This window comes from Mesorhizobium sp. WSM4989, assembly GCF_029625795.1.
Lineage (GTDB): Bacteria > Pseudomonadota > Alphaproteobacteria > Rhizobiales > Rhizobiaceae > Mesorhizobium.
Genome location: NZ_JARTVN010000003.1, coordinates 342,282 through 354,504, shown reverse-complemented (window position 1 = coordinate 354,504; position 12,223 = coordinate 342,282). Strand labels below are relative to the sequence as shown.

9 protein-coding genes are annotated in these 12,223 nt (G+C 63.6%); 7 read left to right on the top strand and 2 right to left on the bottom strand.

Annotated elements, in window-relative coordinates; genetic code table 11:
* Positions 1 to 206: 206 nt before the first annotated feature.
* Positions 207 to 1,070 carry a hypothetical protein gene (locus P9217_RS26580; RefSeq protein ID WP_127247211.1) on the bottom strand — a complete coding sequence of 288 codons (864 nt, stop codon included), beginning with the start codon at positions 1,068 to 1,070 and terminating at the stop codon, positions 207 to 209.
* Positions 1,071 to 1,435: 365 nt separating this feature from the next.
* On the opposite strand from P9217_RS26580, the gene glmM reads away from it, so the two are divergent.
* From glmM to serA, 5 genes are all read left to right on the top strand, one after another.
* Positions 1,436 to 2,788, top strand: a complete 1,353-nt coding sequence (gene glmM / locus P9217_RS26575) for a phosphoglucosamine mutase (protein ID WP_067001816.1) — start codon at positions 1,436 to 1,438, stop codon at positions 2,786 to 2,788.
* A gap of 217 nt (positions 2,789 to 3,005) precedes the next feature.
* The gene (locus P9217_RS26570) at positions 3,006 to 3,821 is read left to right on the top strand and encodes an outer membrane protein (protein WP_067001819.1); all 816 of its coding nucleotides are present in this window, start codon (positions 3,006 to 3,008) and stop codon (positions 3,819 to 3,821) included.
* Between the two features lie 206 nt (positions 3,822 to 4,027).
* The gene (locus P9217_RS26565) at positions 4,028 to 4,801 is read left to right on the top strand and encodes an outer membrane protein (protein WP_095824079.1); all 774 of its coding nucleotides are present in this window, start codon (positions 4,028 to 4,030) and stop codon (positions 4,799 to 4,801) included.
* A 197-nt stretch (positions 4,802 to 4,998) separates the two neighbouring features.
* Complete coding sequence (locus P9217_RS26560) at positions 4,999 to 6,174, top strand: phosphoserine transaminase (RefSeq protein ID WP_278088155.1); 1,176 nt, start codon at positions 4,999 to 5,001, stop codon at positions 6,172 to 6,174.
* Positions 6,175 to 6,241: 67 nt separating this feature from the next.
* Entirely contained in the window at positions 6,242 to 7,843 is a 1,602-nt protein-coding gene (serA, locus tag P9217_RS26555; protein ID WP_067001828.1) for a phosphoglycerate dehydrogenase, read from the top strand.
* 40 nt (positions 7,844 to 7,883) lie between these two features.
* On the opposite strand, the gene P9217_RS26550 is transcribed toward serA, so the two are convergent.
* The gene (locus P9217_RS26550) at positions 7,884 to 8,774 is read right to left on the bottom strand and encodes a DMT family transporter (RefSeq protein ID WP_278088154.1); all 891 of its coding nucleotides are present in this window, start codon (positions 8,772 to 8,774) and stop codon (positions 7,884 to 7,886) included.
* Positions 8,775 to 8,991: 217 nt separating this feature from the next.
* Between P9217_RS26550 and P9217_RS26545 the strand changes: the two genes are divergently transcribed.
* Positions 8,992 to 10,290: an adenylosuccinate synthase gene (locus P9217_RS26545; protein WP_067001833.1), complete on the top strand. Its 1,299-nt coding sequence runs from the start codon at positions 8,992 to 8,994 to the stop codon at positions 10,288 to 10,290.
* Positions 10,291 to 10,361: 71 nt separating this feature from the next.
* A complete protein-coding gene (locus P9217_RS26540; RefSeq protein WP_278088153.1) occupies positions 10,362 to 12,221 on the top strand; it encodes a hypothetical protein in 1,860 nt (619 codons plus the stop codon).
* The last annotated feature ends 2 nt before the right edge of the window (positions 12,222 to 12,223 follow it).

The following is a 12,223-nucleotide window of genomic DNA, read 5'->3' as shown; positions in this document are numbered from 1 at the left end:
AACCTCCCGCGCAAAACGCACGAAACTGTTCGCGATGTCTTCGCACACCTGTTCGCGATGTCCTCAGTCCATATAGGGGGAGATTGGTAGCTTCGCCGGCGGGGGTTCTTTTGCGGCGCCGATATGCCTCTTTAAGCGCGTCCAACGAAAAAGCCCGCGCATCTCGCGATGCGCGGGCCTTGGTCTTGGAGGTAAGCGCTGAGCGATCAGCTCTTCAGCTTGGCGTTGCAGAGGCTGTAGAAGCCGCCGCCCTTCTGGATCCACCGCAGGCCGTTCAGCGTGTTGGCGTCCTTGTTGGCATAGTACTGCTCGAGGCAGGTGTGCATGCGGGCCTTGGCCGGCGTCTCGTTGGCGAATTTCGGCGAGATGGCGGTCGGGAAGGTCACGCCCTTCGGCGCAGCCACGCTGGGCTTTGCCGGTTCCTTGGTGAAAGTCGCCTCGGTCGGAGCCGGCACGGTGTCGTCGTCGTCGCCGGCGCCGCATTCGGTCTTGCGGAAGTCGTTCCACTTCATGCCGTTGAGCTTGTTGGCGGTCTTGGCAGCCTGGTACTTGCTGCTGCATTCGGCCATGGTCAGGCCCTTGGCCGAACCACCGTCAGCGGCGGTGGAAGTCTTGCTGGTGGCAGGTTTGGCGGTTGCCGCAGCAGTGGCGCCGGGGCCGCATTCAGCCTTGCGGAAATCGTTCCACTTCATGCCGTTCAGCGTGCCGGCCGCCTTAGCGGCCTGATACTTGGTGCTGCATTCCTTTGCGGTCAGGCCCTTGGCCGTGTCGTCCGAGGCAGCTGCCGTCTTTGCCTTCTTGGTGTCAGAAGCCTTGGTCTCGGTCGCAGCCTTGGTCTCAGTCGCCGCCTTGGTGTCGGTCGCCGCCTTGGTGTCGGTCGTGGCGGAAGCGTCGCTGCCGCACTGGGCCTTGCGGAACTGGTTCCAGGTCTGGCCATTGAGCGTTCCGGCGTCCTTGGCCGCGTTGTACTTGGTGCTGCACTCGGCCATGGTCAGCGCGTTGGCCGGCGCCGCCAGGAACAGGGTTGCGACGGCGATGCCCGTCAATGCTGCAAGTCTATGAATAAGCATGGCGTTTTTCTCCCTTGCTGCCGCCAAATGGTGCCTATACCAAATCAATAGCTCTCAACTTCGGGCTGCGCCAGATGCTTCCCGCGCGGATGCCCTCACAAAGTGTGTTCCTGCCGACAAGGTGCTAAATTGCTGGCGCTCGGTTCGAGCAAATAAGGTTTTTACAACCGTGTCGGGCGGAAAAGCTGTCTGGGCTTCTATATTCCCGTTACAACGAGAGGTCGTGGCAGGCCGCCGAATCACTTGACCCGTCCGCGACAATGATTTTCTAAGCAATGGTAATATATAATCACGAAACGTGATGATCGGATGCGGCCCAATTGTGGCAATACGGGCGGCTGAAAACGACGGGGACTTTGGCAGGTATGGCAGGGCAGTATTTCGGCACCGACGGCATTCGCGGACGCGCCAACAAGTTTCCCATGACGGCCGAGGTGGCCATGCGGGTGGGTATGGCCGCCGGCCTTTCTTTCCAGCGGGGCAACCATCGGCACCGCGTCGTGCTCGGCAAGGACACGCGGCTTTCCGGCTACATGATCGAGAACGCGATGGTGTCAGGCCTGTGCGCCGCCGGCATGGACGTGTTCCTGCTCGGGCCGATTCCGACACCGGCGGTCGCCATGCTGGTGCGCTCGCTGCGCGCCGACATCGGGGTGATGATCTCGGCCTCGCATAACCCCTATTACGACAACGGCATCAAGCTGTTCGGCCCCGACGGCTATAAGCTCTCCGACGAGATCGAGGAGCGAATCGAAGGCATGCTCGACAAGGACATCGAGTTGTCGCTTGCCGATTCCGACGGGCTGGGGCGTGCCAAGCGCGTCGACGGCGTCCACGACCGCTATATCGAATTCGCCAAGCGCACGCTGCCGCGCTCGATGTCGCTTTCCGGGCTTCGGATCGTCGTCGATTGCGCGAACGGCGCCTCATACAAGGTGGCGCCGGAGGCGCTGTGGGAGCTCGGCGCCGAGGTGGTCGCCATCAATGTCGAGCCGAACGGCTTCAACATCAACAAGGAGTGCGGCTCGACCCATCCGGCCGGCCTGCAGAAGAAGGTGCACGAGGTGCGCGCCGATATCGGCATCGCGCTCGACGGCGACGCCGACCGTGTGGTCATCGTCGACGAGAACGGCGCCATCGTCGACGGCGACCAGATCATGGCGCTGATCGCCGAGTCCTGGCACCAGAGCGGACGGCTGGCCGGCGGCGGCGTCGTCTCGACGGTGATGTCCAATCTCGGTCTTGAGCGTTTCCTTGGCGACATGAAGCTGCAGCTGCACCGCACCAAGGTCGGCGACCGCTATGTCGTCGAGCACATGCGCGCGCACGGCCTCAATGTCGGCGGGGAGCAGTCCGGCCATATTGTGCTGTCCGATTTCTCGACCACCGGCGACGGCCTGGTTTCGGCGCTGCAGGTGCTGGCCTGCATCAAACGGCAGAACCGGCCGGTCAGCGAGCTGTCGAAAAAGTTCGAGCCGGTGCCTCAGCTTCTGAAGAACGTCCGCATCTCCGGCGGCAAGCCGCTGGAGGAGGCGCCGGTCAAGGCAGCCATCGAGGAAGGGCGCAACCGCCTGGGCAAGGCCGGCCGCCTCGTTATCCGACCGTCCGGCACCGAGCCGCTCATCCGCGTCATGGCCGAAGGCGACGATCCGCAGCTGGTCGAGGCCGTCGTCAACGAGATCGTCGGCATCATCTCGGATACCCGCAGCGCCGCCTGATCGCCGCAGCAAACCGGACGATCGCACCTGCAAGCCCGCCGCCAGGCGGGCTTTTTCAAGCGCGCGCAACACCCCCGGACAACGGAATACCCTCTAAAATTGTAGGCATTCGTGGTTAATCGGTACGGTTAAACGGCTTTTAACCTTTGCAATTCATTATCCACGCCGAGGTTCATCTTCGGGCGATGTCGTCCCGAGGCTTCTTAGGGGTGACAGCATGTTCGATACCGCAAGAATGGCACTGTTTGCCGCGCTGTTGGCGGGAGTGGCCGGACCGGCCCTCGCCGCCGACCTGGGGGAACCACCGCCGGTGGAGGAAGCTCCGCCGCCGGTGGTCGAGGCGCAGCCGATCGACGTCGGCGGCTGGTATATTCGCGGCGACATCGACTACCACAAGTCGACCTTGCGCGGCATCGACTACATTACATACGGGCCACCGCCCGGCACCAACGATTTCGATTTCGGCAAGCTGAAGGGCGGCTTCTCGCTCGGCGGCGGCGTCGGCTACAAGATCAACGATTACTTCCGAACCGATCTGACGGCCGACTATTGGTTCAAGTCGGACTTCAACGGCCAGACCTCGGACCTCGTCACGACATCAACCGAGGTGTCGAGGATGAGCGCGCTGCTGCTGTTGGCCAATGCCTATGTCGACATCGGCACCTATCACGGCATCACGCCTTACGTCGGCGCCGGCATCGGCGGCGCGCACGTCAAGTGGGACACGGTCCACGATCCGAACACCACCGAAACCAACCCGGGTTCGTCCAACTGGCGCTTCGCCTATGCGCTCATGGCCGGCGCTTCCTACTGCCTGACCGACAGGGTGATCCTCGACGCAGGCTACCGCTTCACTCACATCCAGGGCGGGCGCATGTTCGAGTTCGATTCGACGAGTTCCGGGCCGGGGTTCGACCACGGCATCAACACGCATGAGGTGCGCGGCGGTCTGCGCTACCAATTCGGCGGCAACAATGGGTGCACTACACCGGTGGCCTACCAGCCTGAGCCGGAGCCGATCTACACCAAGTAGCCGCTTCGAGATCCTGAAATTCTGCCGATCGCCCGGCGCCAGCCGGGCGATTTTCTTTTGTGGGTGGCCGGTAAAACAGCATCGAAATCAATTCGGTAACCCCCTGTTATCCTTAACCGGCACTTAACCACTATGGTTAACAATGCTCCTGAAACGGCAGCTGTGCTCGCGTTCGCGACTGGCGCCAATCTCAGGAGCCGGGGACCATGACATCAAAATCGTGTATCGCACTGGCGCTCGCCGCAATCGTGTTGATGCCGGCGACACAGGCGGTGTCGGCCGACTACGATCCGCCGATCTATGTCGATCAGGCGCCGGATTATCAGCCGGTCGAGGTAGGCTCCGGCTGGTACCTCCGCGGCGACGTCTCCTATCTGGTGGAGAAGAGCTTCAGGAATGAGGATTTCGCCTCCCCGCCGGGGAGCTTCAGCGACAAAGAAGACCCGATCTTTGCGAGTATAGGCTTCGGCTACCATTTCACCGATTACCTGCGTGCTGATTTCAATTTCGGTTATCTGCCGGGCAACAGGGTCAGTGTCGGCTACGATGACACATTGATCGTGACACCGCCGGCCACGGCAACCGTGGCATCCGCGACCCTCAAGAATTATGCATTCTCGGGCATTCTCAACGGTTACGTCGACCTTGGTACCTATATTGGCGTTACACCTTATGTTGGAGCGGGTCTCGGCATTGTGCGGAGCAAGTACAATCTTTCAGCGAGCTATTTCACCGACAACGCTGATCCCTCCGATGATTTCACCCAAACCGATAACAAGACGAAGTATTCACTTGCGTACACCTTGAATGCAGGTTTTGCTTACCAGGTCTCAAAGAATGTGCTGATAGATCTGGGATATCAGTATTTCTCAGCGCCTGATGCTGAATATGCGACAGCCGACAGCCTGACCTCCTACTCGATCCGAAAGGGGATCAGCAATCACCAGGTCAAGCTCGGGCTGCGCTACGATCTTTGGTGAGCGAGAGAACTCGGAAATTGCCGCCGGCGGATCGAGCGGTCCGCCGTTCTTTTTCGTTTCCGGCGCGTGGTGCCGTGAGACAAATATCCCGACAGCGACAAAAACTTTGCTCTTGACGCCGAAAGCCTGAAAGCATATCGCCGTCCGTGGGCCACCCCTCCCCAACGAGGGGCCACTATCTGGAAGGATAGACCACGATGACGACGCTTACCAAGCCCGGACTCCGTCCGGCAAACCCCAATTTCTCCTCAGGTCCCTGTGCAAAACGCCCCGGCTGGTCGGTCGAGGCGCTGAAAGCTGCTGCGCTCGGACGCTCTCACCGCGCCAAAATCGGCAAGGGCAAGCTCGAACAGGCGATCGAGCTGACGCGCGAAATCCTCAAGGTCCCGGCCGGTTACCGGATCGGCATCGTGCCGGCATCCGATACCGGCGCGGTCGAGATGGCACTGTGGTCGCTGCTTGGCGAGCGCGGCGTCGACATGGTCGCCTGGGAAAGTTTCGGTTCCGGCTGGGTGACCGATGTCGTCAAGCAGCTCAAGCTCGCCGATGTGCGCAAGTTCGAGGCCGGCTACGGCGTGTTGCCGGATCTGACGCAGATCGATTTCGATCGCGACGTGGTCTTCACCTGGAACGGCACGACCTCCGGCGTGCGCGTGCCGGACGGCGATTTCATTCCGACCGACCGCAAGGGTCTCACCATCTGCGACGCCACCTCGGCGGCGTTCGCGCAGCGGCTCGACTTCGATAAACTCGACGTCGTCACCTTCTCCTGGCAGAAGGTGCTGGGCGGCGAGGGCGCGCACGGCATGCTGATCCTCAGCCCGCGCGCCGTCGAGCGGCTGGAAACCTACAAGCCGGCCTGGCCGCTGCCGAAGATCTTCCGCCTGACTTCCGGCGGCAAGCTGATCGAGGGCATCTTTAAGGGCGAGACCATCAACACGCCGTCGATGCTGTGCGTCGAGGACTATCTCGATGCGCTTCAATGGGCGAAGTCGATCGGCGGCCTGGAAGCGCTGATCGCCCGCGCCGACGCCAACGCCGCGGTGCTGGACCGGTTCGTGGCCAGGTCGTCGTGGCTCGGCCATCTGGCCGTCGATCCGGCGACGCGCTCAAACACTTCCGTGTGCCTGTCCTTCACCGATCCGGACGTGGCGGCGCTCGATGCCGACGGTCAGGCGGCTTTCGCCAAAGGTATCGTCTCGACGCTCGACAAGGAAGATGTCGCCTACGACATCGGCTCCTACCGCGATGCGCCGCCCGGCCTTCGCATCTGGTGCGGCGCGACCGTCGAGACCTCCGATCTCGAAGCACTGCTGCCCTGGCTCGACTGGGCCTTCGCCATGCAGAAGGCGTCGCTGAAAGCGGCCGCCTGAGTCATTCGCGGCGGCCTTCGGGCCGCCGATCCCAAACGGATCAATCCCATTCTTCAAGGAGGCCGCCATGGCGCCCCGCGTTCTCGTCTCGGATAAACTTTCAACCACCGCCGTGCAGATCTTCAAGGACCGCGGCATCGAGGTCGACTACCTGCCCGATCTCGGCAAGGACAAGGAAAAGCTTCTCGAAGTGATCGGCCAGTATGACGGCCTCGCCATCCGCTCAGCGACCAAGGTCACCGAGAAGCTGATCAATGCCGCCACCAGGCTCAAGGTCGTCGGCCGCGCCGGCATCGGCGTCGACAATGTCGACATTCCGGCGGCTAGCCGGAAAGGCATCATCGTGATGAACACGCCCTTCGGCAATTCGATCACCACGGCCGAGCATGCCGTTGCGATGATCTTCGCGCTGGCGCGCCAAATCCCGGAGGCCAACGCCTCGACGCATGCGGGAAAATGGGAGAAGAACCGCTTCATGGGCGTCGAGATCACCGGTAAGACGCTGGGCGTGATCGGCTGCGGCAATATCGGCTCGATCGTCGCGACGCGCGGCGTCGGCCTGAAGATGCATGTCGTGGCTTTCGATCCGTTCCTGTCGGACAGCCGCGCTGAAGAACTCGGCGTCGAGAAGGTCGAGCTCGACGAGCTTTTCGCGCGCGCCGACTTCATAACCTTGCACACGCCGCTGACCGACAAGACGCGCAACATCATCGATGCGGCCGCGATCGCCAAGATGAAGGACGGCGTGCGAATCATCAATTGCGCGCGCGGCGGGCTGGTCGTCGAGGCCGACCTGGTCGCGGCGCTGAAGAGCGGCAAGGTGGCCGGCGCCGGCGTCGATGTTTTCGAGGCCGAGCCGGCGGAGAACAATCCGCTGTTCGGCATGCAGAATGTCGTGGCAACCCCGCATCTCGGCGCCTCGACCACCGAGGCGCAGGAGAACGTTGCGCTGCAAGTGGCCGAGCAGATGGCCGATTACCTGATCAAGGGCGCCGTTTCCAACGCCATCAACATGCCCTCGATCACCGCCGAGGAAGCGCCGCGACTGAAACCCTTCGTCAAGCTGGCCGAGGTGCTCGGCGCCTTTGTCGGCCAGGTCACCGAAGATCCGATCAAGGAGGTGGAGATACTGTTCGACGGCTCGACCGCGACGATGAACACGCGCGCGCTGGTCAGCGCCACTCTTGCCGGCCTGATCCGGCCGCAGGTCTCCGACGTCAACATGGTCTCGGCGCCGATCATGGTGAAGGAGCGCGGCATCATCGTCGCCGAGGTCAAGCGCGACAAATCTGGCGTCTTCGACGGCTACATCAAGCTCACCGTCAAGACCGAGCACATGACGCGCTCGATCGCCGGGACCTGCTTCTCGGACGGCAAGCCGCGCTTCATCCAGATCAAGGGCATCAACCTCGATGCCGAGGTCGGCCAGCACATGCTCTACACGACCAATGCCGACGCGCCCGGCATCATCGGCCTGCTCGGCACCGTCTGCGGTGAGAACGGCGTCAACATCGCCAACTTCCAGCTCGGCCGCAACCGGCCGGGCGGCGATGCGATCGCGCTGCTCTATCTCGACGCACCCTTCCCGGAAAGGGTGCTCGATCAACTGCGGGCGCACCAATCGATCGATTCGGCCAAACCGCTGCACTTCGATGTCGGCGCCGCCTGAAAGATCATGCCCCGCATGCTTCGGCATGCGGGGCATTCCCCTACAGAACGGCCCTGCTGCCGCTGTATTCGGCCAGCGCGATGCCTCCGAGCACGAGCCCAAGCGCAAGACCCTGATAGAATTGGAACTGCTCGCCGACGATCAGCACCGAAAGCAGGGTGCCGAAGATGGGCACCAGATTGATGAACAGTCCGGCGCGATTGGCGCCGATCAGCTCGTTGCCCTTGATGTAGAAGATCTGCGAGACGACGGACGCGCCGAGCGCGGTGTAGAACGCGACCGCCCATCCTCGCGCGTCCGGGACGATGACGCGGCCCGCCGCCACTTCCCAGACAAAGAACGGCACCGAGGTCAAAAGTGCGGCGAGCGACAAAGCCAGCATGAAGCTCTGCCAGCGGACGGCCGGCTTCAGGCGCAGCCCCACCGAATAGAGGCTGTAGCAGAGGACCGCGACCAGCATGATGGCGTCGCCGAAATTGAGCTCGAGCTTCAGCAGCTGGCCGAGGTCGCCTTGGCTAGCGGTCAGGGCGACGCCGAGGATGGTGAGCGCGACGCCGACGATCTGCAGGCGCTGCACGTGCAGCCTAAACAGCACGAAGTTGGCGAGGATGATGACGATCGGTATGGAGGCCTGCTCGATCGAGACATTGATGGCGGTCGTGTAGTTCAGCGCCGTGTAGAAGATGACGTTGAACACCGTGAAGCCGCAGGCGCCGAGGCCGGCGACCAGCAGCCAATGCCGGCGCAGTTCAGGCCAGTCCTCGCGAAGCGTCCGCCAGCCGACGGGCAGCATGATCAGCACCGCCAGCACCCAGCGCAGGAAAACCAACGTCATCGGCGACACATGGCCGACGGCGAGCTTGCCGGCCACGGAATTGCCGCCCCACAGCAGCATGGTGGAGAGCAGGAACAGATAGGCGGCTCGATGCATCGCTTAATCCTGGACCGGCAGGCGCGGTGGAAGAAGGATGCCGGCCTATTGCGATGGCGAGGCCAAGTAAATGATGCGAAAGCCGGAATTTGTTGTGCCTGGTTTGTTGTGCCCTGGGTGGTTTCGGGGACAAAGAAGGGGTCGCATCGGCCTGCACATGAGGCTATAGAGGCCTGTCGTTTCAAGCCGCCAAGGCGGCATCTCAAAGGAAAAGAACATGGCCAATGTGGTGGTCGTCGGCTCGCAGTGGGGCGACGAAGGCAAGGGCAAGATCGTCGACTGGCTGTCGGAGCGCGCCGACGTGGTCGTGCGCTTCCAGGGCGGCCACAATGCAGGTCATACCCTGGTCGTCGACGGCAAGGTCTACAAGCTTTCGCTCTTGCCGTCCGGCGTGGTCAGAGAGGGCAAGCTGTCGATCATCGGCAACGGGGTGGTCTTCGATCCGCACGCCTTCGTCGCGGAAACAAAGAAGCTCAAGGAGCAGGGCGTGGAGGTGACGCCCGAACGCCTGAAAATCGCCGAAAACACCGCGCTTATCCTGTCGCTGCACCGGGAGCTGGACGGGTTCCGCGAAGACGCCGCCTCGAATTCCGGAACCAAGATTGGCACGACCCGCCGCGGCATCGGCCCCGCATATGAGGACAAGGTGGGCCGGCGTGCGGTGCGGGTGATGGATCTGGCGGATTTGGAAACGCTTCCCCTGAAGGTCGACAGGCTGCTCACGCATCATAATGCGCTGCGCCGCGGGCTCGGCCATCCGGAAGCGACCCAGGAGGCGATCATGCAGGAGCTGACCTCGGTGGCCGGCGAGATCCTGCCTTACATGGACCGCGTCTGGAAGGTGCTCGACGACAAGCGCCGCGCGGGTGCGCGCATCCTGTTCGAGGGCGCGCAAGGCACGCTGCTCGATATCGACCACGGCACCTATCCCTTCGTCACCTCATCCAACACCGTGGCAGGGCAAGCGGCCGCCGGCTCCGGCACCGGCCCCGGCGCGATCGGCTATGTGCTCGGCATCACCAAGGCCTATACGACGCGCGTCGGCGAAGGGCCGTTCCCGACCGAGCAGAAGAATGAGGTCGGCGAGTTCCTCGGCACGCGCGGCCACGAATTCGGCGTCGTCACCGGCCGCAAGCGCCGCTGCGGCTGGTTCGACGCCGTGCTGGTGCGCCAGGCGGTGGCCGTCAACGGCATCAAGGGCATCGCGCTCACCAAGCTCGACGTGCTCGACGGGCTGGACGAGATCAAGGTCTGCACCGGCTATCGCCTCGATGGCGAGTTGATCGACTATCTGCCGGCCAGCCAGGGCGCCCAGTCGCGCGTCGAGCCGGTCTATGAGACGCTCGAAGGCTGGAAGGGAACGACGGCCGGCGCCAGGAGCTGGAACGATCTGCCGGCGCAAGCCGTCAAATATGTCCGCCACATCGAGGAGCTGATCGGCGCCCCGGTTGCACTGCTTTCCACCAGCCCGGAGCGGGACGACACGATACTTGTGACCGATCCGTTTCAAGACTAGTTTCACAGCGCTTCCAGGCGCTACGGCTGATTTGCGGCCGGCCCGGGAAAGAATTGCAGGTCGACTGACGCATGGCAGATTTCGTTGGTGTTCTGAAAAAACAGCTTGCGAAGCACAGCGAGCCCTCGCCCGAGTTGCGCAAGCGGATTTACGAGAATGCTCGTGAGATGCTGGCGAAGAAACTCGCGAACTATTCTCCGCCGTTGTCGGCCGAGGTCATCAGCAAGCAGAAACGTTCGCTCGAAGATGCCGTCGCCAGCGTCGAGCGCGAGTATGCCAAGCCTGCTCCGGCGCCCAAGCCGGCTCCAGCGGAAGATCCCCTGGCGGAGCTGGAACATATTTTTTCCTCGATCGACCGCAACAAGAACCAGCCGAGCCACGTCCGGCAGCCGTCGGTGGCGAAGCCCGAACCTGCCAAGCCGGAGCCCTTCAAGCCGGAGCCCTTCAAGCCGGAGCCCTTCAAGACGGCGCCCGCACCGGCGCCGGTGAAGGCGGAACCGAGCTGGCAAGCCGCAGCAAAGACGGAACCAAGCTGGCAACGGGCAACGAAGACTGAGCCCGGCGGCTGGCACAAGGTGCCCGCGGCACCGCCGCCCATGCCCTCGCCGCGCGAGGACGATGTCGGCCTGCCCGGGATGAACGCCGCCGAACCGGACGAGGACAGCGATGTCTTTGCCAATGACGAGCAGCCGGCCGATACTTTCCAGCGGCTGCGGCCTGCGCCGCGCAAGCGCAGCTATGGCGGGTTGATTGCTGCCGTTGTCGCATTGCTGGTGCTGGCCGGCGGCGGGTACGGCGTTTGGCTGAACAAGGATGCGTTCAGCTCCATACTCGGCTTGAAGGGCGGCAGCAGCCAGACCGTCTCGACCGAGCCTCTGGTCAAGCCTGCCGCCCCGACAAAGCCGACCGCCGAGACGGCGGCCGCGCCGCCGGCTGCGGGCAATAACGCGGCTGCAGCCAATGAGCCGGCCGAAACGGCGAAATTCACCCAGCGGCTGACGCCCGAGGGCAAGGAAGTAGATCCTGGTCCGGCCGGCGGCCAGAGCACCATCGGCGAGGGCGAATCCGTCGCCGCGCTGACCACGCCGCCGCCAGCCGCGCCTGGGATGACGCCGGCGCCCGCCGCCGGCACGCCGCCCGCCGCGCCAACTCCGGCCGCGACCCCGCCCGCCGCCGACACTCCGCAGGCTGCGCAAACCCCGCCAGCGAGCCCGCCTGCCGGGACCACGCCGTCGGCGCCCGCCGGTGCCGCCGCCAATCCGCCCGCGCCGGCCGCCGGAACCACGCCTCCGGCCGCGGCGGCCACTCCGCCTGCCGCTGGCACGACTCCGCCACCCGCGTCCGGGACTGCGCCTGCGACGGCCCAAGCGACCGTGCCGGTCGGCCAGAAAGCGATCTTCTATGAGGAGCGCACCAGCACCCAGCAGGGAACCGCCGAGCCCGGCAGCATCGTCTGGTCGTTGGTGCAGGAATCGCCGGGCGGCGACCTGCCGCCGGAGCCGGCGATCCGCGCCGAGGCGACGATACCCGGCAAGGACATCCAGCTGCGCATGACCATCCGGCGCAATACCGACCAGACGCTGCCGGCCAGCCACATCATCGAGATGATCTTCCTGACGCCGGAAGGGTTTGACGGCGGCGGCGTCGACAACATCCTGCGCATCGCCATGAAGAGCTCGGAACAGGACGCCGGCAGCCCGCTGATCGGCATCCCGGCCAAGATCGCCGACGGCTTCTTCCTCGTCGCCCTCAACGACACCAAAGCCGACGAGGACGCCAACCTGACGCTGCTCAGGGGGCAGGCCTGGATCGACGTGCCGGTGGTCTACAAGACCGGACGCCGTGCCCTGCTCACCATGGAAAAGGGCATTCCGGGCGAGAAGGTTTTTGATGAGGCGCTGAAGGCCTGGGCGACGAAGACGTCCGGTTGAGG

Bases quoted from the DNA above. Each gene is read 5' to 3' on its own strand.
- P9217_RS26560 (WP_278088155.1), top strand. From the start codon at position 4,999: ATGACGACGCTTACCAAGCCCGGACTCCGTCCGGCAAACCCCAATTTC.
- P9217_RS26540 (WP_278088153.1), top strand. From the start codon at position 10,362: ATGGCAGATTTCGTTGGTGTTCTGAAAAAACAGCTTGCGAAGCACAGC.
- serA (WP_067001828.1), top strand. From the start codon at position 6,242: ATGGCGCCCCGCGTTCTCGTCTCGGATAAACTTTCAACCACCGCCGTG.
- P9217_RS26565 (WP_095824079.1), top strand. From the start codon at position 4,028: ATGACATCAAAATCGTGTATCGCACTGGCGCTCGCCGCAATCGTGTTG.
- P9217_RS26580 (WP_127247211.1), bottom strand. From the start codon at position 1,070: ATGCTTATTCATAGACTTGCAGCATTGACGGGCATCGCCGTCGCAACC.
- P9217_RS26550 (WP_278088154.1), bottom strand. From the start codon at position 8,774: ATGCATCGAGCCGCCTATCTGTTCCTGCTCTCCACCATGCTGCTGTGG.
- P9217_RS26545 (WP_067001833.1), top strand. From the start codon at position 8,992: ATGGCCAATGTGGTGGTCGTCGGCTCGCAGTGGGGCGACGAAGGCAAG.
- glmM (WP_067001816.1), top strand. From the start codon at position 1,436: ATGGCAGGGCAGTATTTCGGCACCGACGGCATTCGCGGACGCGCCAAC.
- P9217_RS26570 (WP_067001819.1), top strand. From the start codon at position 3,006: ATGTTCGATACCGCAAGAATGGCACTGTTTGCCGCGCTGTTGGCGGGA.